The sequence below is a fragment of the Shewanella benthica KT99 genome, from assembly GCF_000172075.1.
Classification (GTDB): Bacteria; Pseudomonadota; Gammaproteobacteria; order Enterobacterales; family Shewanellaceae; genus Shewanella; species Shewanella benthica_A.
The window spans coordinates 59,380-86,075 of sequence record NZ_ABIC01000013.1 but is presented as its reverse complement, the minus strand read 5'-3'; the positions used below and the strand labels follow the sequence as shown (position 1 = coordinate 86,075).

The 26,696-nt window shown below is 48.8% G+C and carries 23 protein-coding genes and 1 other annotated feature; of the genes, 15 read left to right on the top strand and 8 right to left on the bottom strand.

Annotated features, from left to right (window positions below; all coding sequences use genetic code 11):
* Positions 1 to 308: 308 nt before the first annotated feature.
* Together dusC and KT99_RS08430 are read left to right on the top strand one after the other, a co-directional pair.
* Positions 309 to 1,241, top strand: coding sequence for a tRNA dihydrouridine(16) synthase DusC (gene dusC, locus KT99_RS08435; RefSeq protein WP_040571759.1), 933 nt, complete (start codon positions 309 to 311; stop codon positions 1,239 to 1,241).
* Positions 1,242 to 1,439: 198 nt separating this feature from the next.
* On the top strand, positions 1,440 to 1,796 hold the full coding sequence (locus tag KT99_RS08430) for a TraR/DksA family transcriptional regulator (RefSeq protein ID WP_005498951.1): 357 nt from the start codon (positions 1,440 to 1,442) through the stop codon (positions 1,794 to 1,796).
* 136 nt (positions 1,797 to 1,932) lie between these two features.
* Here the strand turns inward: KT99_RS08430 and sohB are convergent, their stop codons facing one another.
* Positions 1,933 to 2,964, bottom strand: a complete 1,032-nt coding sequence (gene sohB, locus KT99_RS08425; RefSeq protein WP_040571758.1) for a protease SohB — start codon at positions 2,962 to 2,964, stop codon at positions 1,933 to 1,935.
* Positions 2,965 to 3,110: 146 nt separating this feature from the next.
* A complete protein-coding gene (locus KT99_RS08420) occupies positions 3,111 to 5,579 on the bottom strand; it encodes a VolA/Pla-1 family phospholipase (RefSeq protein WP_005498949.1) in 2,469 nt (822 codons plus the stop codon).
* Between the two features lie 265 nt (positions 5,580 to 5,844).
* Here KT99_RS08420 and KT99_RS08415 point away from each other — a divergent pair, with 265 nt between their 5' ends.
* Complete coding sequence (locus KT99_RS08415) at positions 5,845 to 6,582, top strand: YciK family oxidoreductase (protein WP_005498948.1); 738 nt, start codon at positions 5,845 to 5,847, stop codon at positions 6,580 to 6,582.
* Between the two features lie 159 nt (positions 6,583 to 6,741).
* Here the strand turns inward: KT99_RS08415 and rluB are convergent, their stop codons facing one another.
* The 5 genes from rluB to rnm all read right to left on the bottom strand — a co-directional run bounded on the left by rluB (position 6,742) and on the right by rnm (position 10,897).
* On the bottom strand, positions 6,742 to 7,608 hold the full coding sequence (gene rluB, locus KT99_RS08410; protein ID WP_005498947.1) for a 23S rRNA pseudouridine(2605) synthase RluB: 867 nt from the start codon (positions 7,606 to 7,608) through the stop codon (positions 6,742 to 6,744).
* The gene (scpB, locus tag KT99_RS08405) at positions 7,601 to 8,227 is read right to left on the bottom strand and encodes an SMC-Scp complex subunit ScpB (RefSeq protein ID WP_040571767.1); all 627 of its coding nucleotides are present in this window, start codon (positions 8,225 to 8,227) and stop codon (positions 7,601 to 7,603) included. Before scpB ends, rluB begins: the two co-directional genes overlap by 8 nt.
* Positions 8,228 to 8,251: 24 nt before the next feature.
* Positions 8,252 to 9,040, bottom strand: a complete 789-nt coding sequence (locus KT99_RS08400; protein WP_005498943.1) for a segregation and condensation protein A — start codon at positions 9,038 to 9,040, stop codon at positions 8,252 to 8,254.
* Positions 9,041 to 9,288: 248 nt separating this feature from the next.
* Positions 9,289 to 9,909, bottom strand: a complete 621-nt coding sequence (locus tag KT99_RS08395) for an L-threonylcarbamoyladenylate synthase (protein WP_005498942.1) — start codon at positions 9,907 to 9,909, stop codon at positions 9,289 to 9,291.
* A 112-nt stretch (positions 9,910 to 10,021) separates the two neighbouring features.
* Positions 10,022 to 10,897, bottom strand: a complete 876-nt coding sequence (gene rnm / locus KT99_RS08390) for an RNase RNM (RefSeq protein ID WP_005498941.1) — start codon at positions 10,895 to 10,897, stop codon at positions 10,022 to 10,024.
* 214 nt (positions 10,898 to 11,111) lie between these two features.
* Positions 11,112 to 11,220: a sequence feature (Trp leader region), on the top strand.
* A 93-nt stretch (positions 11,221 to 11,313) separates the two neighbouring features.
* Between rnm and KT99_RS08385 the strand changes: the two genes are divergently transcribed.
* From KT99_RS08385 to yedF, 8 genes are all read left to right on the top strand, one after another.
* Positions 11,314 to 12,870 carry an anthranilate synthase component 1 gene (locus KT99_RS08385; protein WP_005498940.1) on the top strand — a complete coding sequence of 519 codons (1,557 nt, stop codon included), beginning with the start codon at positions 11,314 to 11,316 and terminating at the stop codon, positions 12,868 to 12,870.
* Positions 12,867 to 13,484 (top strand): aminodeoxychorismate/anthranilate synthase component II, encoded by a 618-nt coding sequence (locus KT99_RS08380; protein ID WP_005498939.1) that lies wholly within the window; start codon positions 12,867 to 12,869, stop codon positions 13,482 to 13,484. Before KT99_RS08385 ends, KT99_RS08380 begins: the two co-directional genes overlap by 4 nt.
* Positions 13,481 to 14,545 carry an anthranilate phosphoribosyltransferase gene (gene trpD / locus KT99_RS08375; protein WP_005498938.1) on the top strand — a complete coding sequence of 355 codons (1,065 nt, stop codon included), beginning with the start codon at positions 13,481 to 13,483 and terminating at the stop codon, positions 14,543 to 14,545. Before KT99_RS08380 ends, trpD begins: the two co-directional genes overlap by 4 nt.
* Entirely contained in the window at positions 14,532 to 16,031 is a 1,500-nt protein-coding gene (gene trpCF / locus KT99_RS08370) for a bifunctional indole-3-glycerol-phosphate synthase TrpC/phosphoribosylanthranilate isomerase TrpF (RefSeq protein WP_040571756.1), read from the top strand. The genes trpD and trpCF overlap by 14 nt, the downstream gene beginning before the upstream one ends.
* Positions 16,032 to 16,126: 95 nt before the next feature.
* Positions 16,127 to 17,371 (top strand): tryptophan synthase subunit beta, encoded by a 1,245-nt coding sequence (gene trpB / locus KT99_RS08365; RefSeq protein WP_005498935.1) that lies wholly within the window; start codon positions 16,127 to 16,129, stop codon positions 17,369 to 17,371.
* Complete coding sequence (trpA, locus tag KT99_RS08360; RefSeq protein ID WP_005498934.1) at positions 17,358 to 18,176, top strand: tryptophan synthase subunit alpha; 819 nt, start codon at positions 17,358 to 17,360, stop codon at positions 18,174 to 18,176. Before trpB ends, trpA begins: the two co-directional genes overlap by 14 nt.
* A 427-nt stretch (positions 18,177 to 18,603) precedes the next feature.
* On the top strand, positions 18,604 to 19,875 hold the full coding sequence (gene yedE / locus KT99_RS08355; protein ID WP_005498933.1) for a selenium metabolism membrane protein YedE/FdhT: 1,272 nt from the start codon (positions 18,604 to 18,606) through the stop codon (positions 19,873 to 19,875).
* The gene (gene yedF / locus KT99_RS08350) at positions 19,872 to 20,135 is read left to right on the top strand and encodes a sulfurtransferase-like selenium metabolism protein YedF (RefSeq protein ID WP_005498930.1); all 264 of its coding nucleotides are present in this window, start codon (positions 19,872 to 19,874) and stop codon (positions 20,133 to 20,135) included. The genes yedE and yedF overlap by 4 nt, the downstream gene beginning before the upstream one ends.
* 91 nt (positions 20,136 to 20,226) lie before the next feature.
* Here yedF and KT99_RS08345 read toward each other — a convergent pair whose 3' ends face one another.
* A complete protein-coding gene (locus KT99_RS08345; protein ID WP_005498919.1) occupies positions 20,227 to 22,296 on the bottom strand; it encodes a S9 family peptidase in 2,070 nt (689 codons plus the stop codon).
* A gap of 559 nt (positions 22,297 to 22,855) precedes the next feature.
* Between KT99_RS08345 and KT99_RS08340 the strand changes: the two genes are divergently transcribed.
* From KT99_RS08340 to KT99_RS08325, 4 genes are all read left to right on the top strand, one after another.
* Positions 22,856 to 23,407, top strand: coding sequence for a septation protein A (locus tag KT99_RS08340; RefSeq protein ID WP_005498917.1), 552 nt, complete (start codon positions 22,856 to 22,858; stop codon positions 23,405 to 23,407).
* Positions 23,408 to 23,479: 72 nt separating this feature from the next.
* Positions 23,480 to 23,779 carry a YciI family protein gene (locus KT99_RS08335; RefSeq protein WP_005498915.1) on the top strand — a complete coding sequence of 100 codons (300 nt, stop codon included), beginning with the start codon at positions 23,480 to 23,482 and terminating at the stop codon, positions 23,777 to 23,779.
* A gap of 28 nt (positions 23,780 to 23,807) precedes the next feature.
* A complete protein-coding gene (gene xthA / locus KT99_RS08330; protein ID WP_005498913.1) occupies positions 23,808 to 24,614 on the top strand; it encodes an exodeoxyribonuclease III in 807 nt (268 codons plus the stop codon).
* 350 nt (positions 24,615 to 24,964) lie between these two features.
* A complete protein-coding gene (locus tag KT99_RS08325; protein WP_005498911.1) occupies positions 24,965 to 26,695 on the top strand; it encodes an AMP-binding protein in 1,731 nt (576 codons plus the stop codon).
* The last annotated feature ends 1 nt before the right edge of the window (position 26,696 follow it).

Here is a 26,696-nt window from a genome sequence, read left to right as displayed (position 1 = left end):
GTCAGCTGGCTTGCATAAGTAGACCTGATGTAGCTCAAACTTATTTCAAAAATTTTAACAAGATCACATTTATGCCGCATATTTTAGTAAACTTCAAGTCTAACAATAATAAATAATGCAATAAATTCAATCGATAAGGCTATTGAAGTTAAACAATAAAAACAAGTTTTGAATCCTACCTCATCATAAGCTAAAATGCTGGCCGCGCTAGTTGTAGGACAGATATTTCAACACTCCTTAACCATGCTAGCCAATAAATAAACTGATCCAGTGAACCTAATAACAATGAATCTGACAAGAGCGACAAAATGCGTGTAATACTCGCCCCAATGGAAGGCGTCGCCGATGCGTCTATGCGAGCACTCCTGACCGGTGTCGGTGGATACGATCTGGTGATCAGTGAGTTTATTCGCGTGGTGGATCAACTCCTGCCGGAAAGAGTCTTCTATCGCCTATGCGCCGAATTGGCTAATGAGAGTAAGACTAGGTCCGGCACCCCGGTCAGATTACAGTTGCTCGGCCAACACCCACAGTGGATGGCGGAAAATGCCCTGCGCGCCGTCGAACTTGGCTCCCTTGGTGTCGACCTTAATTTTGGCTGTCCAGCTCCCATGGTCAATCGCAACAATGGCGGAGCGGCGCTGCTAAAAGAGCCTGAGACCATCTACCGCATAGTCAAAGCCGTCCGTGAGGCCGTGCCCGAACCACTCCCGGCAACCGCAAAGATACGCCTTGGTTGGGATGATAAGAGTCGCTGCGTCGAAATAGCTCAAGCGATTGAAGCCGCAGGAGCCACAGAACTGACCGTGCACGCCAGAACCAAGGAAGAAGGTTACAAGCCCCCTGCTCACTGGGAATATATTCGCCAAATAAAACAGGCTATCTCAATACCTGTGATCGCAAATGGTGAGGTGTGGAGCCGTGAAGATTATCTCGAGTGCCAACAAGTCAGTCAGTGTGATGATGTCATGATAGGCCGAGGCGCATTGGCCGTACCTAATCTAGCCCAAGTGATCAAGGGATGCCAAACTAAAATGCCATGGCCTGAAGTCTTACGGCTACTATTACAATACTCGGACGACGAAATCGTCAGCGAGAAAGAGAAATATTATCCTGCTCGAATAAAACAGTGGCTTAAATTCATCGCAAAACAATACAGTGAAGCCGATGAACTGTTTACCCAAGTGAGAGTATTGAAAAAAACGCCGGAAATTCTCTCTTTACTGAGAGCACTCGCATAAGTCTAAAGTACGTAGCAATCAGTAAGAGTCTCTCCCGCCTGATCATACCTCTGATAAAAAGTAGACAAAATTTCCCAGTTCCAGCTTAGTTCTTACTGATGGAAGCACTAAATATGACCTAGAATTGATCTCAGTCATAGTCAAAAAACCTCACCAGTTTAGACTTAATCTCCGAAATAACTTTTCAGGCATATACTCGTGAGCAGATCCCATACCAGACATGAATTGTCACAGCTAGAATCTAATCTAAGGATAGAGATAGGTAAACTTGCCCAGAGTAAAAACATCAGCCTAGATACTCAATCGAGTTCGCGATGCGAACTGATAGTTCTATTAACCCAGGCAGGCTTATGTGAACACCCATTATTTAGCCAAATAACCCAAGTCGATGCCGCAGTATGTCAGCTGGATATTGGCCTATACGGTCTCTGCTCCGATTGTGAGAATGAGATAGAAGCCGAACGCTTAGACATCAATCCCGTAGAGCAGAGATGTACCCAGTGCGCCGAGAGTCATCAACATGAGCACAGACAAGAGTTAAGACTCACACATTAGGCTAGCCTGAGCTAAACAGCTAATACCGATTGGTCTAACTTCATCCCCCCAATATTAGCCCAATCTATTCATCCAAAAGCTACCCATAAAAAAGCCTGCATATGCAGGCTTTTCCGGTGTATCACATCTCAAACGATTAGCCTAGTCGTTGATTTTTCTCGGCGAGTTTATTGAATATTGCGTTAAATGACAGTGATATCCCATGAGCAATTTTATCGGCAAACTTTTTCTTCAACTGATAGCGCACCTTGATCACGGTTCTCTCTCTTGCGAGTTTCATCACCACATCATCACTAGTCGATATGGCGTCGACAAGGCCCAGTTTGATGGCCTGTTGACCATACCAATGTTCACCCGTGGCGACTTTATCAAGATCTAATTCAGGACGATATTTAGCGATAAACTGTTTAAATAACACATGAGTGTCTTCAAGCTCAGCCTGAAACTTCGCCCGGCCCTCGTCGGTGTTCTCACCAAATAGGGTCAAGGTTCGCTTAAAATCCCCTGCCGTATGCTGTTCATAATCGATGTCGTGCTTCTTGAGCAGTTTATTGAAGTTAGGTATCTGCGCTACAACGCCAATCGAGCCAACAATCGCAAATGGAGCCGCATAGATCTTATTCGCCACACACGCCATCATGTAACCGCCACTAGCCGCCACTTTGTCAACACAAATAGTCAAATGAATACCGGCCTGACGCAGACGGTCCAGCTGACTCGATGCTAAACCATAGCCATGAACCATGCCGCCACCACTCTCAACATTGACAATAACTTCATCGTCCGTTTCAGCGATAGTTAGGATGGCGCTGATCTCTTCACGTAGAGAAGCTACTTCACTGGCATCTATGCTGCCCTTAAAATCGACCACAAACACTCTAGGGTCTAATGTCTGTTCATCTTGTTCTTTCTCGGCTTTCTCTTTGATCTTCTCGTCGGCTTTCAGCTGTTTCTTATAGGCTTTGAACTGCTTCTTAGTCAGCAACTCCTCTTTAAGATCATGCTTAAGGTTTTTAAGATTTTCAGAAAGGTTTATCAGCAATAACTCTCCCTTCTCTCCTTTTTGCTTTATCGCAGAAGCAAGCACCACAAGGATGACAGCCATTATCGATATCACTACTGTGATCGCTTTGGCAAAAAACAATCCATATTCGTACAAAAAATCCAAAGTATGCTCCAGCTTATTTATCTTGAATGCAAAATTGAGCTTATTCTAGCAGAATAAGCTCAATAACAAATGTGCTATCGGGTAAATCAGCCAATAAAAACCCAGCAAATGCTGGGTTCAGTTAATGTTTACTCGTTAGAGTAATTCTAGCCACAAGGCAGAAGAACATCGCTATTATCAACTAAGATAGTCGCAAAGCCTTTCCCCGCAGTCAGCGCAAACCCGGCAACTTCTTGCTGCATCTCTACCGTTGCAGCAGTGCCGGAAGTATCAGTAAGGGAGCTATGATGCCCCTCAACGAAGCGAACAGCCCCAGAACCTGCCGTTGTAGTATCGATACACTCTAGACCCAAGGCGGTGATAAGTGGCTCAGTACCCGCAGTAGGAAATCCTTCGACACTGTTTGGCAATACCTGATCTGGCTTATTCTCATCGGTGCCGTCACCCACTATCTCAACCAAGTGTACCGGAAGACCCGTTGCTTTAAGCATAGCAGCATGGTTTATCGGATCGGCGCTGTCCACTGCGGTCTGAACCGCAAAGGCAAAGGCAGGTATGAAACCTTTATAGACGGCTTGAACAAGCGCTGCATATTCTGGCGTACCAGGTTCATAGCCAGCGGTATTGGCTTCATCAACCAATGCTTGGAAGGCATCTGTCGTGACGATATTTTCGAACAACATGGGCGCAAAAGTTGGCGAGCCAATGAATGTTCCGGCTAAACCACCCGAGGGCGCAACCAATGAAGATGCATTCAACGCATAAACGTTTGGCAGTGCAGTACCCGTTTCGGGGTGAACTAAGCCTGTGCTGGCATAGGCTGAAAAGTTGGTATTGACGATAGCACCAAGACTTAAACCTTGTGAGCTGATCTTGCCAATATCAAATATCTGCGGTAACTCCATCTGAGCCAGCTGCATAGATAGGCCTGTCAGTGCCAGACGCACACCCAGATGATCGACAACACTCTGACGGAAATTATCACGCACAGTTAATGTGCTGGCAATATTGATGAAGGCCAATGGATTACCATTGACAAAGGCTTGGGGTTTTCCTATTGCAACACCGAACTCAGGTGCTGACGCCGACACTTCGTAGACACCATCTCCATCAGCATCGAATGAACGTGCACCGTGCAATGGATGATCGATTGCAATCGTCGCGATACCCATAGCCGCATAGGTGCCGGCGAAAGTCATCGCAGTCTCTTTGCCGCCGCCCAAACCATGCAGTGCGATATTCGTCGGCCAACCAGCAGTAGGCGCCACAAAGGGAAGACCTTGAGACTCGTTGAAGGCTGCTAGCTTAGCCGCGTCGGGCAAGGTAATAAATACCGGCACCTTCTCGTAGCCTTTAATGGCCGGAATAGGATTAAACTTGGTCAAATGCTTGGCTTTATCGGCCGCTGTACCATCGTCGAGTAACCAGGTTTTGCCCGCTAAAAGCGCTGGGTTAGCAATGCCCGCAGCTGGGTCAATGTCATAGGCCATGGCTTGCATGCCGTAATTTTGCTGACTCATGGTGCCAGCTTGAAGTGCCAGTAGCACGGAAACTGGGCTATCACCGAACGCTTTCCAGCTACCATTTATCGTAGGCTGCATGTTTTCGTCTAAACAGCCCGCAGAAGAACAATCACCGAAGATAGGCAAGGTTAATTCAGCAGTAAATACATTGGCCATATCAGCCAAGACAAAAGCCAAACCATCGGCTTCTGTTAGCCCGGCTGCAGTGGCTAGGGTATAGCCAAGAGGAGCAGGTGCAACTGAGAATTTTGGCGCATAAGGCGATCCAGGCTGAGCCATCAAGAGTTTCAGTGTTTCATAGACATCTGAGACTGACTGAGTGGTAAACAGACCCGAATAACTGATCGTTTCAAGATCCACACCATGCTCGGCCGCTATGCCTTTCTCATAGCTATTGACCAATGTTTGTAGTATCAGTTGATCTTCGGTCTCGAGTGGATGAGTATCGATATCGAGTTTAAGTAGACCATATGTGCTCGACGGCGCGATGGAGCGACCCGCAGAATCTAGTATTAAATCTGTCGTCACATAAATATATGATTGACTGGCTTTAAGGGGCTTCAATGGAACAATGGCTATGGTGTTACCTGAGCCCTTCGAGACAAAGTCTACACCGAATTGTAGCTCATCCCCTACTTTACAGGCGGAAGCTGATGGGCTGGCTTTACATTCTGGATCGGATGATAGTTCGCCGCCAACAGTGGCCTCAAATACTCTCACCGCACCGGGTTGAAAAACGGATGCCACATCTAAACTTAGAACAGTACCATCATGATCGGTTGCCGGCTCAACTGTGATAGAGATAGGCGCCGTGGTCGACCAACCATCTAATGCGCCAAGAGCCATCGAAGGATCGGTATAATCACTGGAGCCATCGGCCGCTTCGCCAGGGATATTAATCGTGCCATCTATAGTGCCGTTAAAGAGTAAATCATTTGGCAAAGGCACTTTACCATTGGCTGGATCAAATACCATATGAGACTCAGGGATCAGAGGCTCAACCTTATCTTTTAACTCATCGACACTATCTTCACTACAGGCCGTGAGTCCTAGCGCAGATGCAATCACAACACCCAAAAAGAGTCTTTTCATCTTTGTTCCCCAAATCTTATTGTAATAATTTTTGTTTTCCCCAAAAAAATTGGTCACAATAGGCAATACCGTGTGACCAAAGTAGGACTTTTACCCGTCCTTACCCAAGCTCAAGTTAACGTAAAAATATTGACTTAGCTACATTTTTGTTACATACGATCAACGAATACACCCACGATAATTAATCATTTGTTTAAAACCAGTGTTTATCACATCAGTGACTCTAGAGGTGGCGGGGTTTTCCGCCAACAGGAAATATTGACTCATGTTGGAATATCAAGCTGAAAAAGATCTACTTATTAATAAAACTATACTCATAACAGGCGCTGGCGACGGGATTGGACGCGCCGCAGCCATCAGTTTCGCTAAGCATGGCGCCACCGTTATTCTTCTTGGCAAGACAGTGAAGAAATTAGAAGCCGTATATGACCGGATAGTACAAGCAGGTTATCCTAAGCCAGCGATTATTCCTTTGGACTTAAAAGGGGCTACCGAGCAAAACTATGTCGATATGGCTGAGACCATCGAAGAGCAGTTTGGTCACCTGGATGGGGCCCTGCATAACGCGAGCCTGCTAGGTGTTTTAGGCCCATTTGAACATATTTCAATGGATTCGGTGAAAGAGGTCATGCAGGTCAATGTCATCGCCGAAATCATGATGACCAGGGCACTATTACCTATCATGAAGAAGGCACCTAAGGCATCACTGGTGTTTACCTCTAGCGCCGTCGGACGTCAGGGCCGCGCATTCTGGGGCGAATACGCCATCTCTAAATTTGCCACCGAAGGCATGATGCAATCTATCGCCGATGAATATGAAGGCTCCAGCTTGAGAGTCAATAGCATAAACCCTGGTGCGACTCGCACTGGAATGCGCGCTAATGCCTACCCGGCTGAAAACCCAAGCACACTCAAAGAGCCGGAAGATATCATGGCGACTTATCTTTATCTTATGGGTGATGATTCTGCAGATGTTAACGGTCAGCAGCTGAACGCACAGTAAGATAGGAAGTACCTAGGTTCTAGAATCTAGTTCCTAGGACAAGACAAGACAAAGTCCAGACACAGAAAAGGCTGCATCAGCAGCCTTTTCTAATTCATACTAGATAGGTTCCTAGGCACTAAATCCTAGTAATCTAGTCACTTATTTAACCCTTTTTAACTAGGTTCTCTTACGCCCTGGCTTACTTGCTACCGCTTTATGCTTGCGCACTGCACGACGGATCTTAGAACCCTTCACTTTCGAGCGAGCGACGCTGTGCTTATCGGTACCTAGAACGGTACGAGTCTCTTCCTTCAAGCCTGCCGTTTTTCTCAGGTAATTCACCTCTTCCATGGTCAACTCAACCCAACCGCCACGAGGCAGAGACTTAGGTAACTCAATCTTGCCGTAACGAATACGGATAAGACGGCTCACCTGTACCTCTTGAGATTCCCATAAACGGCGAACTTCACGGTTACGGCCTTCGGCAAGTGACACATGCCACCACTTGTTCATGCCTTCGCCGCCAGCCGCTTTCACTTTATCAAAACTCGCCGGGCCATCTTCTAAGGTAACGCCGGTTCTCAGGCGTTGAATACAAGCATCGGTGACTTCACCGAAGGTACGCACTGCGTACTCACGTTCGACTTCATTAGATGGATGCATCAAGCGGTTTGCCAACTCACCATCTGAGGTAAACAGCAACAGACCTGAGGTGTTGATATCGAGACGACCGACAGCCACCCAACGTGAATCACGTGTCTTGGGCAGACGGTCGAACACCGTAGGACGACCTTCCGGGTCTTTGCGACTACAAATCTCGCCCTCAGGCTTATGATAGGCAATCACGCGACAGATAAGATCTTCTGCCGATTTAATCGAAATGGCTCGACCATCGATACGGATCTTTACATCGGCTTCGATGCGATCACCAAGATTTGCTATCTCACCATCTATACTAATTCGACCTGCAGCAATCCATGCCTCCATCTCACGACGGGAGCCATGGCCTGCACGGGCCAAGACTTTCTGCAACTTTTCACTCATTAGTAGACTCTTCTGTGTTTAATGTATTTTCAGACCCAGTCTCTTCATTTGAATCCGAGCTTGAATTCACATTTGAAAAGAGGGCCTCTAAGGACTCAGTATCGGTTAGCGGCGGTAAGTCCGCTAGACGTTCTAAGCCAAAATAGGCTAAAAAATCGGTGGTAGTCGCATACAACGCCGGTCTACCCGGTACTTCTTTATGCCCCACCGTTTTAATCCATTGTCTGTCAGTCAAACTTTTTATGGTGTGACTACTGACTGCTACGCCCCTGACAAACTCGATATCACCTCGAGTCACAGGTTGACGGTATGCAATTACGGCCAAAGTTTCTAAGGTTGCCCGTGAATATTTTGCTGCCTTCTCCTGCCACAAGGGCTGCAGATAAGGACTTAAAGCTTCGATAGTTTGAAATCGATAGCCGCCGGCGACGCTGACTAGCTCAACACCTCGCCCCTGATAATCTTGTTGTAACTCTTCTATCGCAGCTTTAATCTTAACCCGAGTGACACTGAAGCTCACTAGCACAGTCTCTTTCAGGCTCTTTATGCTGACCATTTTTCCTAAAACGAACAGGCTCGCCTCGATCAACTGCTTAAGTTGGTCGGGATTTATCTGCAGTTTTTGCTTCTTCTGGCTAGACAATCAATACGCCCTAACATGTATGGTTGAAAATGGGTCACTCTGCACCAGCTCGACCAATAACTCTTTAACCAGTTCCATCAAGGCTAAAAAACTGACTACCACACCACTGCGCCCTTCTTTGGCATCAAAAAGTGCTTCAAATGGTAAGTATTCCTCACCATCTAGCTTGGCCAAGATCTGTGTCATTCGTTCACGCGTCGACAAGACTTCACGCCTGACATGGTGATGCTCTGTCGCCTCGATTCGCTTCATGACGGCACCAAATGCCAAGGCGATCTCAGTCAGGGACACTTGAGGGGGCACTAGCACAGGCTTGATATCCGCTGCGGGTGTGACCTTAGCCTGAAACACATCTCGCTCGAGTCTGGGCAAATCATCGAGTTGCTGCTGCGCCTCTCTAATCACCTCATAGGCCTTAAGCTGACGTATTAGCCGAGCACGAGGATCTTCCTCCTCTTCAACTTCGGTCACGGGTCTAGGCAGTAATAAACGAGACTTAATCTCAGCAAGGGTGGCTGCCATGACTAAATAATCGGCGGCAAGCTCGACTTTTGCGCCTTGCAGTAGCTCAATATACTCAAGATATTGCTTAGTCACAGGCCATATTGGCAGCTCTACAACATCGAGTTTCTGCTTACGGATCAGATATAAGAGTAAATCTAACGGGCCTTCAAACGACTCAAGAAACACTTCCAGTGCTTCTGGCGGAATAAAAAGATCGGTGGGAAGCTGATTTATCGGCTCGCCTCTGACAATCGCCAAGGGCAAACTTTTTTGAGACCCTTGCATCGCACTCCTCAGCTTAAACCAGTCTAACACTTTGATTATACTCTTGTTTACAGCCAGTCATAACCGCATAAAACAAAACCTTAGGCGGCCCATTGAGCCCTTAAATAAAGGCGAGCAAACGAACCAGCGCGCGATTATACCTTGTTCACCATGAGTTGCACAGATAATTAGCCGATATGGCTGGCGGATATGACGAGAGTGAAACGCCCATAGCGGGCGTCGACTGAAGGGAGTTAACTAATTGGAAGCTAGATAAAGGGGCTGATATCTCCGGCGCCTTCACGGATCACTACCATATCGCCATCTGACATGTCGATCACTGTCGTTGGCTTCTCACCTAGGTAGCCGCCATGTATGATCGCATCGACCTGATGTTCCAGAATATCGCGAATATGCTCAGGATCTGACTCGGTAAACTCTTCACCAGGTAGAATCAAACTGGTCGACATCAAAGGCGCATCCAAGGCTTCAAGCAGGGCTAGCGCGATAACATTATCCGGCACCCGGATACCAATGGTCTTTTTCTTAGGGTTCTGCAGACGCTTGGGTACCTCTTTACTGGCCTTAAAAATAAAGGTGTAAGGTCCCGGCGTATGATGTTTGAGCACGCGATATGCCTGATTATCGACCTTGGCATAGGTCGATAATTCAGACTGATCGCGACACATGAGGGAGAAATTATGATCGTTATCAATCTGACGAATACGCGCCATACGGCTCATGGCATCTTTGTTACCCAGCATGCAACCCAAGGCATAACCCGAATCTGTGGGGTAAACTATGACTCCGCCATTCTTGAGGGCATTGACCGCCTGATTAATCAAACGCGGCTGGGGATTTTCTTCGTGTACGTAAAAAAACTGACTCATATACTCTATTTCCAATACTTCAAATCTGTGGGGTTTAGCTCGGCTAGGTTCTAAGAAAAGCTCTCAAGCAAGTTCTCGAAAAAGTGCTCGAGAAAGCCGGGGACAAATGCGCCTAGGCTTGAGAGACAATTCGCGCACCATTCCAACCGTCCATCTGCCACACCCAATTAACACCCTTGGGCTGAAACATACTCTTGCCAAGCTCAATAAAACTGCCAGTAAAATGAAAATCACTGCCAAGAGAGGCGGCTAACTCATTTTGCAGGCTTAATGCGATTAAGTTATTACGATCTTCTATGGTCTGACGACTGCCAACCACTTCCATGGCATCACCACCGGCCTCTTTAAATTCCCGCACCAGACGTTTCACCCATTTAGCCGACAACTTATAGCCACTGGGATGAGCTAAAATTGCGACACCGCCAGCCTGGTGTATCTTGTCGATAGCCGTGGCCATATCTGACCAGTTATTAGGCACGTAGCCCGTTTTACCGCGCGCCAGGTATTTCTTAAATACATTTGCCATGCTGGTAGCATATTCATTATTGGCCAGCCAACGTGCATAATGCCCTCGGCTCAATGCGGCGCCCCCAGCCAAGGCTTTCGCCCCGTCATAGGCCCCTTCAATGCCAGCTTTAGCTAGCCTTATGCCTATCTCTTTGGCTCTGAGTTCACGCAAGTCTCTCTGGTTTGCCAGAAAAGCTTCGAAGCCTTCATCTCGTAAGCTCACATTGAGGCCCACAATATGAATATCGTGATTATGCCAGCGCGTCGAGATTTCGACACCATTGATTAAGGTTAAAGGGGACTCATGATTTTGATTATAGGCGTGAGCTTCGGCTAATCCTGCGGTGGTATCGTGGTCGGTGATCGCAAACATCTGCACACCATTTACAATCGCTCTTTCAATCAGTTCGCTGGGGCTGAGTTGACCATCTGAAGCCTTGGTGTGGCTATGGAGATCGATTAATAATATTTCATCTGTCATGGACTTATTCTACTTGAGTTTGTTAGCAAAAGGGGAATAAACATAAATAAGATCAGATATAGAAATATTCAATTGACATCATTGACTCGCTAATGCTTTTATATAGCTATCGAATGCACTTTTATCTAGTAACTGATGGCATTTAACTTTTACATGTTCTCACTCTAACAAGAGAAACAATTTCCAGATGAAGACACTTTTTCAAGCACAAAACATCAATTGGTGGTGGCACTTCCCAACTTAGCGGGTGGTGTGAAATTCTGTGCTCATGTAAAAGAGACAAGATTCAACAAGCAGCCCGCACAAGATGCGGGCTTTTTTGTACCCGATTTTGAGTAAAGTAAAAATAACCAATTAGAAACAAGCCGATATTTAAGCGCTTATATAAAGAATTGAACACAGAAGAGAGACAACAGATGAAACTAGCTCAAGTCACCACGAGTAAGGAGCGGATCTCCTACCCGGATGATCCTTTAAGTTTATATCAGCATCTCACCCAAGATGCGCCTCACACCATGTTGCTAGAATCTGCAGAAATTGAGAGCAAGGATAATATTAAGAGCCTGATCCTCACCGATGCCGCCCTAATGATACGTTGTGAAGGTTATCAACTGACCTTCACCGCCTTGACCGACAATGGCCAATCTCTGCTGTCACCGATTCAAACCTTCTTTCATAGTGCCCGTTCAAACTTAGAAAAAAATAGACTCAAGCTGACATTAGCCAAACAAACCGCGCAGCTAGATGAAGATGCCAGACTCAAATCCACTTCTCCCTTAGATGGTCTGCGCGCTTTAGTTAAAGAGATTGATTGCGGCACCAGTCCGGCATTTGAAGATCTCTTCTTAGGTGGCGTACTGGCCTACGATCTTATCGATACCGTCGAGCCCCTGCCCCAGGTGCCCTATGGTGCAAACACTTGCCCGGACTATCTGTTTTACCTGGCCGAAACCCTCATCACAGTCGACCGTCAGCAAGAAACCGCCAATATCGTCACCCATAACTTTATCTCTGAGCCTACGCTCAAGGCTGAATATGCCAAGGTACTCGCCAACCGCGTCGATTCAGTCAAGGCGCAAATTGAACGGGTCGCGGCCGCTGCCGAATTCATCCCGGTCACCGCCGAAGTCTCGGTGGATATCTCGGATGAGACGTTTAAAGACACGGTCAATGCGCTTAAGTGTCATATTGTCGCCGGTGATATCTTTCAGGTGGTGCCGTCACGCAGTTTCAGCTTGCCATGTCCCAACACACTCGGGGCTTACCGCGCCCTCCGACTGACGAACCCTAGCCCGTATATGTTCTATTTCAGGGGCGATGATTTTACCCTGTTTGGCGCATCCCCCGAGAGCGCGCTCAAATATGAGACCCAATCCAATCAGGTGGAGATTTACCCCATTGCCGGCACCCGTCAACGGGGCAAGACAGCCGATGGCCAGATAGATGCCGATCTCGATAGCCGTATCGAACTCGAGCTGCGTCTGGATAAGAAGGAGCTGTCCGAGCACTTGATGTTGGTTGACCTGGCCCGTAATGATGTGGCGCGTATCAGCCAAAGCGGCACCCGCAAGATCCCTGAGTTATTGAAAGTAGACCGATACTCCCATGTGATGCACTTAGTCAGTCGCGTCACAGGTCAACTACGTACCGATCTCGATGCCCTGCACGCCTACCAGGCCTGCATGAACATGGGCACATTGACCGGCGCACCTAAGGTCAGCGCATCGCAACTCATTCGCGGTGTCGAGAAAAGTAGGCGCGGCAGCTATGGCGGCGCGGCTGGTTACCTCAATGGCCTTGGCGACATGGATACCTGTATCGTCATCCGCTCTGCCTTCGTAAAAGAGGGCATCGCCCATATCCAGGCTGGAGCTGGCGTGGTATTTGACTCAGATCCACAGGCCGAAGCCGACGAAACCCGTCAAAAGGCGCAGGCGGTGATAAGCGCAATAAAAATTGGAGGCGGACTATGAAAATTTACCTGTTAGATAATTTCGATTCGTTCACCTACAACCTGGTGGATCAATTCAGAAGCTTAGGCTTCGAGGTGGTTATCTATCGTAACGATCTTAGCGCAGACTTTATCGCAGAAAAACTGCTAAACGAAGCAGACAAGGCGACCCTGGTACTCTCGCCCGGACCCGGCGCGCCCCATGAAGCGGGCTGCCTGATGGCGCTTATCGGCAAACTTGCCGGTAAGGTGCCTATGTTGGGCATTTGTCTCGGTCATCAAGCCATGGTTGAGCACTACGGCGGAAAAGTAGAGCGCGCCCCACAGGTGGTTCACGGCAAGGCCAGCCCGACCTTCCACGATGCAGTCGGGATCTTTGCCGGCCTGCCCTCGCCGCTGCCTGTCGCCCGCTATCACAGTTTAGTGGCTACTCAAGTGCCCGATTGCCTCGAGGTGATAGCCACAACCGAAGAGATGCCTATGGCTATCTCCCATAAGCGTCATAAAGCAGTCGGTTTTCAATTTCACCCTGAGTCAATTTTAACCACACTCGGCAGCCAACTGTTAACGCAAACCCTGAACTACTTAACCGATGAAGGTGCCAGTGCCTCAACAAAAACAGGAGATGCACAATGAGCCAGCTTCAACCTCTGTTAGATAAGCTCTATGCAGGCCAAAGTGCAACCCGCGCCGAGGCAAAATCTCTGGTTGACGCCATTATTCAAGGTGAGATGAGCCCAGTCGCCATGGCCGGCATGCTTATCGCCATGAAGATGCGCGGCGAGACTATCGAGGAGATCTCAGGCGCGGCCGATGCCCTGCGCGCAGCGGCGAGACCATTTCCATCCCCGAGTGATGCGACACGTGCTCAAGGCATCGTCGATATCGTCGGTACCGGCGGCGATGGCCACAACACCATCAATATCTCCACTACCGCAGCCTTCGTGGCCGCGGCAGCGGGGGCCAAGGTGGCCAAACATGGTAATCGTAGTGTCTCGAGCAAGTCCGGGTCATCGGATCTACTTGCCCAGTTCGGTATCGACTTGACCATGGCGCCGGAAACCGCGCGAGATTGTCTCGATGAATTCGGCCTGTGCTTCCTGTTTGCCCCTCATTATCATGGTGGCGTGCGTCACGCGGTACCTGTGCGTCAGGCACTGAAGACCCGCACCCTGTTTAATGTACTCGGTCCACTGATCAATCCATCTCATCCTGATTTCATCTTGCTCGGTGTATACAGCAGTGAACTGGTTAAGCCCATCGCCGAGGTATTGAAGGCATTAGGCATGAAGCGCGCCATGGTGGTCCATGGCAGTGGCTTGGACGAAGTGGCCATCCACGGTGACACCTTAGTCTGTGAGCTGGTTGACGGCGAGATAAAACAATATCGGCTCACCCCGGATGAGTTAGGCATAACCCCGGCTGAGCTTAAGGATCTCGAAGGTGGCACACCCGAACAGAACGCAAAATTCACTCGCGCCATACTGCAAGGGCATGGCCAAGCCGCCCACAGTCACGCGGTTGCCGCCAACGCAGGTTGCGTGCTTTACATCTCAGGCGTGTGTGACTCAGTCAAATCGGGCACAGCCTTGGCACTCGAGACCCTAGCCAGTGGTAAGGCCTACGGTTTACTCGAGCAGCTTGCCAGCGCCAGTGCAGCAGCCAAACCAGATGAAACACAGGATGAGGAGTCATAGCGTGAGCAGTTCAATAGCAGATATTAACACTAACAGTAGAGAAAGCGGTGACAGCCAACAGAGCCCTGCTGAAACCAGTAACGTATTGACCAGAATCGTCGCGACTAAGGCTGCGCATATAGAAGCACTGAAACTGCGCTTCCCGGAAGCTAGCCTTAAGCCCCAAATATCGGATCGCAGCTTATTCGGGGCATTACGCGCTCCCAATGCCGGTTTTATCTTCGAGTGCAAGAAAGCCAGCCCATCCAAAGGCCTTATCCGCGCAGATTTCGATGTCGAGGCCATTGCCGATGTCTACAATGACTATGCTGCGGGGATCTCAGTGCTCACCGACGAGCAATTTTTTCAGGGCGACATGGACTATATCCCTAAGGTTCGTGCCCGGGTTAAGCAGCCGATTCTCTGTAAAGACTTCTTCGTCGACAACTATCAAGTTAAGCTCGCCGCTCACCAAGGCGCAGATGCCATTCTATTGATGTTGTCTGTACTCGATGATGACCAATACCGCGCGCTAGCCTTTGAGGCTGCCAAGTACCAGCTCGACATACTCACAGAGGTGAGCAATGAAGCCGAGCTCGAGCGCGCCATCGCACTCGATGCCAACATCATAGGCATCAATAACCGCAACCTGCGTGACTTGTCTACCGACTTGGCCACCACAGAGAAACTCGCACCACGTATCCCGGCGGATCGCGTGGTGATCAGCGAGTCAGGGATCTACAATCAGGCACAAGTTCGCCGCCTGAGTCCACTGGTCGATGGCTTCCTGGTCGGCAGCTCATTGATGGCAGCGGATGACTTAGACCTGGCTTGTCGTACATTGACGCTCGGCCACAACAAGGTCTGCGGCCTCACATCGGTTGAAGATGCCAATGCCGTCGCCGATGCTGGCGCCATCTATGGCGGACTCATCTTCGCCGAAAAGTCTCCTCGCTATATCACGCCAGACAAGGCTAAGTCTCTGCTAACGGCTCATAGAGCCTCGGGTAAGCAGCTCAATTTTGTCGGCGTCTTTGTTAACGAGTCGGCAGCAGTGATCGCCGAACTCGCGTCGTCCCTCGAGCTGTTTGCGGTTCAGCTTCACGGCAGTGAATCTGAGTATGATATCGCCCAAGTGCGTAGCGCCTTAGCAGCCGCGGGCAGCCAAGCAAAAATCTGGAAAGCCGTGGCGGTTAATCTTGATTCAGAGCAAACCGACAGTGAGCTTGCAGTCCCAACGAATGCCGATCGCATCTTGTTCGACAGCAAACGCAGCAAAGCAAAAGGCGAACAATTTGGTGGCACCGGCCTTAGCTTCGACTGGCAACGGTCCCTGCCGAATAAACAAGACGCCATGCTCGCCGGCGGCTTAGATGCAGACAATGCCAATGACGCGAGCAAACAAGGATTTTACGGCCTGGATTTCAACTCAGGTCTAGAGAGCGCACCCGGGGTGAAAGATCATCAACTGATCCAATCAACCTTTGCAGCTCTTAGACTGTACTAAATTGATAAAAGGCGCTAAGCCTTTGACCACAGTTAATTTACGCCACGCAGTGGCATCGATAGAGATGCGCAGCAGATCTATTTAAGGATAACACTATGACCAAACTCGACCCTTACTTCGGCGAATATGGCGGTATGTACGTACCGCAGATATTGGTGCCGGCACTGAAACAGCTCGAAACGGCGTTTATTGAAGCACAAGAAGATGAGGCCTTTCAAGCCGAATTCAGCGACCTGTTGAAAAACTATGCCGGTCGCCCAACGGCGCTGACCTTGACCCGTAACTTGAGTCCCAATCCCCTGGTAAAAATCTACCTCAAGCGTGAAGATCTGCTTCACGGCGGTGCCCACAAGACCAACCAGGTTTTGGGTCAGGCCCTGCTTGCCAAGCGCATGGGCAAGAAAGAGATCATCGCCGAAACTGGCGCGGGACAACACGGCGTTGCAACCGCTCTTGCCTGCGCCCTGTTAGGCCTTAAGTGTAAGGTGTACATGGGCGCCAAAGACATGGAACGCCAATCTCCTAACGTCTTTAGAATGAAGCTGATGGGCGCGGAAGTCATTCCGGTCACCTCAGGCTCAGCGACCCTTAAAGATGCCTGTAACGAAGCCATGCGCGACTGGTCAGGTAGCTATGAAAAGGCCCACTATCTACTGGGCACCGCTGCCGGTCCACATCCCTTCCCCACTATTGTGCGTGAATTTCAGCGCATGATTGGCGAAGAGACCAAGAGGCAGCTATTTGAACGTGAAGGCTGTCTGCCCGACGCGGTTATCGCCTGTGTCGGGGGTGGATCAAATGCCATCGGCATGTTCGCCGACTTTATCGACGAAGAAAGTGTACAACTTATCGGTGTCGAGCCTGCGGGTCTTGGCCTCCATACCTCCATGCATGGCGCGCCACTTAAACACGGCAAGACAGGCATCTTCTTCGGCATGAAAGCGCCCTTGATGCAAGACAGCGAAGGTCAGATCCAGGAGTCATATTCAATCTCGGCGGGGCTCGACTTTCCATCTGTGGGTCCTCAGCATGCTCACCTTGCCGCTACTGGCCGCGCGACTTATGAGTCAGCAACCGATGATGAGGCGCTGGACGCCTTCCAGCTACTGGCTCGTTGTGAAGGGATTATCCCGGCGCTGGAGTCATCACACGCCATAGCGTATGCACTCAAGCTGGCAGAAAAAGCCACCAAGGAAACCATCTTAGTGGTGAACCTATCGGGCCGAGGTGATAAAGATATCTTCACCGTCGCTGATATTCTGGAACAGCGAGAGAAAGCGCAACAAAATGAAAGCGAGAAAGCGCAGCAAAGAGAGGAGAGCGGCGATGACCGAATCTAAACAAGCAGGCCGTTACCAGGCAGTATTTGCCGCATTGAAACAAAAAAATCAGGGCGCGTTTGTGCCATTCGTGACCTTAGGCGATCCAAGCCCAGAGCTATCACTGAAGATCATCGACTGTTTAGTCGAAAATGGTGCCGATGCCCTTGAGCTGGGGTTCCCCTTCTCAGATCCATTGGCCGATGGCCCGGTCATCCAGGCCGCCAACCTGCGCTCACTCGAGTCCGGCACCACGCCGACTCAGTGTTTTGAGATGCTCACGGTAATTCGCGCCAAATACCCAGAACTGCCCATCGGCCTCTTGCTCTATGCTAACTTGGTTTATACCAAAACTATCGATAACTTCTACGCTAAGGCCCAGGCTGCCGGCGTGGACTCTGTGCTTATCGCCGATGTGCCGGTAGAGGAAGCCGAGCCCTTTATCGCTTCGGCCAAGGCCCACAATGTTGCCCCTATCTTTATCGCACCACCCAATGCCGATCGTGACACGCTAAAAATGGTGAGTGAGAAAGGCGAAGGCTACACTTACTTGCTTTCACGCGCCGGCGTCACGGGTACAGAATCGAAAGCCGGTATGCCCATCGGTGAGATCTTATCTCGCCTCAAAGAGTTTAACGGTGCGCCGCCACTGCTGGGGTTCGGTATCGCAGAGCCTGCGCAAGTCACAGCGGCCATAGAAGCGGGCGCTGCCGGTATTATCTCAGGCTCGGCGGTAGTGAAGATCATCGCGGCTAATAAAGATGATGAAACCGCACTGTTAGCTAAACTCGGTGAGTTTACCCGTAATATGAAGGCGGCGACCTAGCCTTCATACTGTACTTAGGACGAATTAATTACTAGTCGTATAACGTAGCGCCAGCAGTAAAAAGTTGGCGCTTTTTCTATGTGTCATTGAGAAATGGTACCAACTCCTATTATATTTATTTTTTTATCCCAACCTGCCTTCATAAGCGATATGCCGATCACACATAGAAGAAACGGCTAGCGACAGCACGTCTAGAATCGAATCAACGTGACCTCAATCACATCTACCCCATTGATTTAATGCATATACTCTAGCACGTAAATTGTGAGTCATTTGTATTTAACAGATCACAGTATTAACCATTAACCCAAACTCAGAAAATCTCAGCCTAGATCCCCTCGATCATTCAAGATATTTCTACTTCAATCACTCGGTAACAGCGACTCAATAACGCCTGTTTGCAGGTCTAACAATTTTGAGATTAACTATGTGGCACACATTTAAAGAGCAATACCTGATCCGGTTTTGGTCACCCACTCCGGCGGTGATCGCCATGGGAGTTTTATCAGTCTACTTTTTTGGACTAACAGGCTCCACTTGGGCTGTCACCGGGGAGTTCACCCGCTGGGGCGGTCACCTATTGCAGATGCTCGGTTTTGAGCCTGAGAAGTGGCAGTACTTTCAGTTAATAAAACTCGAGGGGACACCGCTGGACCGCGTAGGTGGTATGATGATTATGGGGATGTTTTCAGGCTGTTTTTCCGCAGCGCTTTGGGCTAATAATGTCAAACTGCGCATGCCAAAAAATCGAATAAGGATAATGCAGGCACTAATTGGCGGCATTATTGCGGGTTTTGGAGCGCGGCTTGCGATGGGCTGTAACTTAGGTGCACTGTTTACCGGTATTCCACAGTTTTCACTGCATGCCTGGTTCTTTCTTATTGCCACCGCTATTGGTTCCTATTTTGGCGCCAGAGTGAGCTTAATGCCATTTTTCAGGACCCCTATTAAGCTGAAAAAGGTCTCAAAACCAAGCAAACTTAGTCAAAATACTAGCCGCACTCGACGTCACTTTGTTTTAGGTATGCTTGTCTTCTTCGGTGCTCTTGCCAGCGCAATGTTTCTGATGTTTGATTCTCCACGTCTGGGCTTTGCCCTGCTGTTTGGACTCGCCTTTGGTCTATTGATTGAGCGTGCTCAGATCTGTTTCACCTCAGCCTTTCGCGATATGTGGATCACCGGCCGAACCCATATGGCCAAGGCGATTATTATCGGCATGGCAGTCAGTACCATAGGGATTTACAGCTACCTGCAACTGGGTATGTCTCCTAAGATCTTATGGGCTGGTCCTAACGCCATCATTGGCGGGCTACTATTTGGCTTTGGCATAGTGATCGCTGGCGGTTGTGAGACCGGCTGGATGTACCGCGCCGTTGAGGGGCAAGTTCACTTCTGGTGGGTGGGCGCAGGTAACATAATAGGTGCAACGATATTAGCCTATCTGTGGGAGGATATCGCCGAGCCTTTGGCAACGAGCTGGGACAAGATAAATATGCTTAACCAATTTGGTAATATTGGTGGCCTGCTGCTGACCTATTTGATGTTAGCCATCAGTTTCGCCTTTGTGCTTTTCTGGGAGAAGCGTTTTTTCGCCCGACGCGCCCGCAACAAGGGGCACCAACCCCCAAACGAGCACTTTAATACAATTGAAACTAATTTAACCAAAGCTAATACAGCATTGGCCAAGGAGCCTGTATGACAGCTCAAACTGATCCACAACTAGATACCGCTAACATTATTCCCGATTATAATTTAGAGATATTTGGCGAGTCTTGTCCCTATCCAGCCGTCGCAACGCTTGAAGCGATGGAGTCACTTAAAAAGGGCGAGATACTTGAGGTGGTGACCGATTGTGGGCAATCTATCAATAATATTCCACCGGATGCGAAAAACCATGGCTATACCGTGCTCAGCATCGAACAAAATGGTCCACATATTCGTTACCTGATAAGGCGTTAATGACTCTGTTCCATAATCACAGCGATGAATAAACAAAAAAACGCCGAGCATGCTCAGGCGTTTTTGTTGTTAGCGGTAAGCAATGATGCTATTAAGCGTCCTTCTTAACCGCCTCGAGATTAGCTTTATGATCTAACTCATTCGCTGGCATCTCTTTACCGTTATTCTTCAGGTAATGGTCCATCCAACGCATCATGCGCAGGTGATAGTCGTACTGAGCGGCAGCCTTGCGGTTACCATGGCCTTCACCCGGGTAATACACCAGACGTACAACCTTGCCCTGCACTTTCATGTAGCGGTATAGCTCCATGGACTGAGCCGGGTGAACCCTAGGGTCATCCTTACCATGCATAATAAGCAGTGGCGTTTCAGACTGACCCGCCCAATAGATTGGGCTGCGTTCCAGGTACCACTGCCACTTATCCCAAGGGTAAGAGCGTGCGTGAACCAGATGCATCTCGTTTGAGATGTCCGTCGTACCAAACTTAGATAGCTGGTTGGTCACACCGACAAACATCACGCTGGCAGCGAAATGCTTAGTCAGTTTAGTCGCCGCCCAAGCCGAGGCATAACCACCGTATGAACCACCGGTAATACCGACCTTCTTGCTATCGACTAAGCCCATATTAACTAAATGGTCTTTAAACTCGACTAAGTCATCGAACTCTTTACCCGCATAATCATTCTGACCAAGCTTAGAATAATCGACGCCCTTGCCTGTGCTACCACGGTAGTTCGGATAGAAGACGGCGTACCCTTGGGTCGCACCCAGCTGACCAGGACGTGAGTAATTAGTCAACCAACCGTCTTTATCATGACTTTCAGGGCCGCCGTGAACGGACATGATAAGCGGATAACGCTGCCCCTTTTTATAGTCGAGTGGGTAGATAAGTACACCAGCGATCTCGACGCCATCTTTAGCCTTGAAGGAGATAGATTCTTGTTTAGCGAGACGCTTCTCATCGAGCCAAGTGTTCGAGTTACTCAAGCGCGTCGCCTTATGCTTACTGCCTCTGAGCATGTAGACTTCGTTCGGATGCTGAGCCGTATTGGCCCTTAGTGCAATCGTCTTATCAGAATCTGAGATGCTCAGCTGTGAAGCGATAAACTTACCCGCTTTAACCACCACCTCGTAATCATTGCTGCCAGGCTTGATTAAGCCAAGCACAGAGTCGGTGTCGATATTAGTGATAAAATAGAGCTCGTTTTTATCATTTTTCCACTCAAAATCACTCACATGACCTAAGTGATTTGGCAGCCACTCGCTGATCTTGCCCGTTTTAGTTTCCGCAAGATATAGACGGCCAGCAGCTGGGTCGTGCATATCTTCTGCACCTAGAATGGCGACATACTGACCATCATGAGAAAACTCGGCACCCCCTAACTTACCTTGAGTAATAAATGAGGTAACCACCTTCTGGCTCACTACATTGACGATATGCCACTGTGACTTCATGTACTTATCATCGATCAAGGCCGTTAGCTGAGTTTTCACTAACAGCTGCGAGCCATTAGCTGACCACTGCACATCCGAGACATAATCTTCGATGTTCCAGGCAATCGGCGTGAGTGGCTTATCGGTTACCGCCAGATCGATAACGAACAGCTGATTATTCTCAAGATTCTCTTCGTAAACTTCGGCCATAAAACCGAGTTTTTCAAGATCTTTAACGCTTTTATCTTTAGCAGGCTTGGCAATGATGGCGATCTGCTTACCGTCATGACTTAAGGCATAGCTAGCAAGATCCGTCTCTTTCAGTCCTAAGGTCTTTTGCGCCTGACCACCGTTAAAGGGGATCTGGTACAGCGAGGTGTGCTTATCTTCGCCCATCTTGGCAAGGAAATAGATCAGGCTGCCATCGGCAGACCACTGAATGTTATTCACCGTCACTTGGCCCGTGATATAAGGACGCTCGACCCCCTTGTCATCGACAAGATACAGCTCAGCCCAGTGCAAGCCATTCTCTTCCTTGTATAGCTCTCTGGGAACATTACGGGTAAAGGCCACATGATCACCCGATGGGCTAACTTGCGCCTGAGCGACTTGCTGTAAGCCTATCACCTCTTCTGCGGTTAAGGTGTCACTTGCATGCGCTGCAACACTCAACAAACCTATCGACAAGGCCACGGCCTTTTTAACAGCGTTCAACTGTCTCTTCATATTTTGTAAAACTCCAATCTGTTAACTATCTTGTTATTCTCACCCTGCATTAATACCGCATTATAGATTTGTCGGTAACAAAACGGAAACAAATCACCAAGGGGCTTAACCTTATAAACTTTCACTATGAATTGAGCCTGAAATCTATACTTTTTCCAACTTGCTTAATTCGCAACCGCCTCTTATGCTTTAAACTCATTCAAATGCGTTGATTATACTTATGTTTAATGCGTTTTATCGACTCAATGAAAACCCTTGCCTAAGAGCTGGCGCCCCTTACTAGCAGCAACTAACTAACTTCACAGCGTCATCTAAGGCTAACTCTTCATCAGAACCGAATGCGAGTGAGTCACAGCCACTCAATGAGGAAGATGGGAACCGCTTGAGGGTGTTAAAAATCACCTTAGATGCAATAGACATTACCGACTTCAGCCTCATTTCATCTACATCATCTATGCTTTATCCCAGCTAGGCCAAGCCGCTAATGCTACTTGTTTAACCCGCCGCCCGTGTTAAACTCGGGCTCTCATTTTTGAATCGCCATTTAGATAATATTCCTATGAAACAACTGCTCGATTTTCTGCCTCTAGTCATCTTTTTTGCTGTCTATAAATTATTCGACATCTATGTAGCCAGTGGTGCCTTGATCGCCGCAACAGCGCTGCAATTGATCATCACCTATGCCCTGTACAAGAAGATAGAGAAGATGCATCTGGTGACCTTCGTGATGGTGACCTTTTTCGGTACCCTCACCTTAGTGTTTCATGATGACACCTTCATCAAATGGAAAGTAACCGTCGTTTACGCACTTTTTGCTATCGCTCTGGCAGTCAGCCAGTTCATCAATAAGCCGATCCTAAAGAGCATGCTAGGCAAAGAATTAATCGTCGAAGACAGAATTTGGGCCCATGTCACCTGGTATTGGGTGACCTTCTTCATCGCCTGCGGCCTGATCAATATTTATGTGGCCTTCAGCTTGTCTCAGGAAACTTGGGTTAATTTCAAAGTATTTGGCTTAACCGCGCTTACCCTATTGAACACCGTAGTTACCGTATTTTATCTATTTAAACATATGCCTGAAGAGCATAAGAAAGAGTTAACTAAGAAGTAGCCCGGCACTGATAATGAGTCACAGGACATCAGGTATGGGCGTTTAGCTAGCCTAATAAAAGGAACTAAAACCATGTGGTATATGATCTCATCACAAGATGTTGAAAACAGTTTAGAGCAACGCCTTGCCGCTCGCCCGGAGCATCTGGCACGCCTACAAGAATTGGCCGATGAAGGGCGTCTGCTAGTGGCAGGTCCTCACCCGGCTATCGACAACGAAAACCCGGGGCAAGCGGGCTTTACCGGTTCACTGGTGGTTGCCGATTTTCCCTCGTTAGAAGACGCGCAAGCCTGGGCCGATGTGGACCCTTATATTGCCGCTGGCGTGTATGACAAGGTGATCGTTAAGCCATTTAAGCGCGTATTGCCATAACATACGTGTAGAGAAGGACTCTGAATAGATGAAAATAGTTTCTTTTAATATCAATGGTATTCGTGCCAGACTGCATCAACTTCAGGCGTTAATTGACGCCCACCAGCCTGATATCATAGGTCTGCAGGAAACCAAGGCACACGATGATGTGTTTCCGGCTGCCGATGTCGAAGCCATGGGTTACAAGGTACACTACCACGGTGGCAAGGCCCATTACGGCGTTGCCATGTTATCTAAGCTCGAACCTGTCAAGGTGCAAAAAGGCTTCCCAACGGATAGTGAAGATGCCCAGCGCCGTATGATCATAGCAACCTTCACCCAGGAAAATGGCCGCCCTTTAACGGTACTCAATGGCTACTTTCCTCAGGGTGACAACGTCAGCCACGAGACCAAGTACCCGGCTAAGCGTCAGTTCTATAAAGACCTGATGACCTACCTGAACGAGAACCATACGCCAGATGAAGATATCGCCATTATCGGTGACATCAACATCTCACCTGTGGATCTCGACATAGGCATAGGTGAACCGAACGCTAAACGTTGGCTAAGAACCGGTAAGTGTAGCTTCCAGGTGGAAGAACGTGAATGGCTGAAGACCCTGATGGATTGGGGATTACTCGATACCTTCCGCGAGCTGCATCCCCAGCGCACCGAGCGTTACTCCTGGTTCGATTACCGTAGCAAGGGTTTCGTGGATAACCGCGGCCTGCGCATCGATGTGGTACTGGCGACTAAGTCACTCAATGAACGTCTGGTAGAATCCGATGTGGATTACGATCTGCGCGCTATAGAGAAACCATCGGATCACGCCCCGATCTGGAGCTCGTTTAGCTAGCGCTATCGGTAGCTCTTATCGAGCCGACTTATTACGACAAAATTTAAACGCCCATTGCCGCTCTACGCTGCAATGGGCTTTTTTGTTCCCCTCATAACCCCCCACTTCATCACTCACCATTCACCATTGAACATTGAACAGCAATAGAGTTTTTGCTCAGCTATAGCTGAGCTTGCAAGCTAAGGATACTAATTTGTCATCTTTAGTCATTATCGTTCACTTATCATTCTCTAAAAAGTAAGTAATAGTCGAGAGGCAACGGCTAAATAATCGCTAATAAAAACTAAAATACGCGAAGTGTTAACTAGTCTCACTAGAAAACAGCAACGCGAACAAGCATTGAGGCAAGTATGGAAGCATCGTTTTGGAATGGTAAACGCGCCCCTGGGATCTCTGATTCCATCGACTTAGAACAATACGGCTCGGCTATTGACGCCATCGAAGAGGCCTTTATCAAGTACGCAGATAAACCGGCATTTACCAGCTTGGGGCACACTCTTAGCTATCAAGAGATTAACCATTACAGCGCCGCATTTGCCCATTACCTGCAACATCAAACCTCACTCGTCCCGGGTGATGCTATCGCCATTCAGATGCTCAATACCCTGCAATACCCCATTGCCGTATTTGGTGCCTTGCGGGCGGGACTGCGCATCGTCAATACCAATCCCTTGTATACCGAACCTGAGATGATCCATCAGTTTAACGATTCGGGTGTCAAAGCCCTTCTGTGCATGGATATTTTCGCCAAGTCGGTTGAGAATATCCAGAAAGAGACCAGTCTCGAATTGATCATCACCACCAGCCTCGCCGATATGCTGCCCGCGGTGAAACGCGTATTGATCAACTCCACCGTCAAGCATATCAAGAAGATGGTCCCCAATTACCATCTTCCTCAGGCGGTATCATTTAGAAAAGTGCTCAAACAGCATCTGGGCAAGGGGTTTACCCCAGCCCACCTCGATAAGCCAGACGACACCATAGTTCTGCAGTACACAGGCGGCACCACAGGTGTTGCTAAGAGCGCCGAGCTCACCAATACCAATATTATCGCCAATATGCTCCAAGCTGGCGTGGTGACACATCAGCATGATGAACATGGCAAGCCTCTGCTTGGAGAGGGCCAGGCGATCATGGTCGCCCCCCTTCCCCTGTACCATATCTACTCGTTTACCGTGCACCTGATGGCATTTTTCAGACTGGGTCAGCACAGCATACTTATCGCCAATCCCAGAGACACTGAGACCTTCATCAAGGCGATGAAACCTTTTAAGATAAACGGCCTGATGGGGCTTAACACCCTATTCGTTTCCCTGATGGAGAGCCCGAGTTTTAAGCTGCTCGACTTTAGTGAGCTGAAATTCACCCTCTCCGGTGGCACAGCCCTGATGGACGACACCGCCAAGCGCTGGAAAGCACTCACAGGTGTTGGCATCTCCGAGGCTTATGGTCTGACCGAATGTTCACCCGCCGTATGCATGAACCCGATTAACGGTTTAGAGCGATTAGGTACCGTAGGGCAGGCGCTGCAACACACGGCGCTCAAGTGCATAGATGCACTCGGTGACGAAGTGGCGATTGGAGAGCGCGGCGAGCTCTGCGTCAAAGGCCCTCAGGTGATGAAAGGCTACTGGAATCGTCCCAAGGCCACTCGAGAGTCCTTCACCCAAGATGGGCAATGGCTGCTCACCGGTGATATCGCCATTATCGATGCAGATGGTTTCGTTAGCATAGTCGACCGGGTCAAAGACATGATCATAGTCTCTGGCTTTAACGTCTTTCCCAACGAAATTGAAAGCGTGGTCGCGACTCACCCTGATGTGGTTAACTGCGCCGCTATCGGTGTTGAAGATGCTAAGACTGGTGAGGCGATCAAGCTCTATGTTGTCATACAAGACAATGCCTCCCTGACAGGAGAAGAGATCAGGGCGTTTTGTAAGAGCAAGCTCACCGGCTACAAGATCCCACGTCAATTTGAATTCAGGAGTGAACTGCCCATGTCGCCCGTGGGGAAAATTCTTAGGCGTAAGCTAAAAGATGACAATTGTGCCACAGAAGAAGCGAGAAAACGGAGCGCTTAGC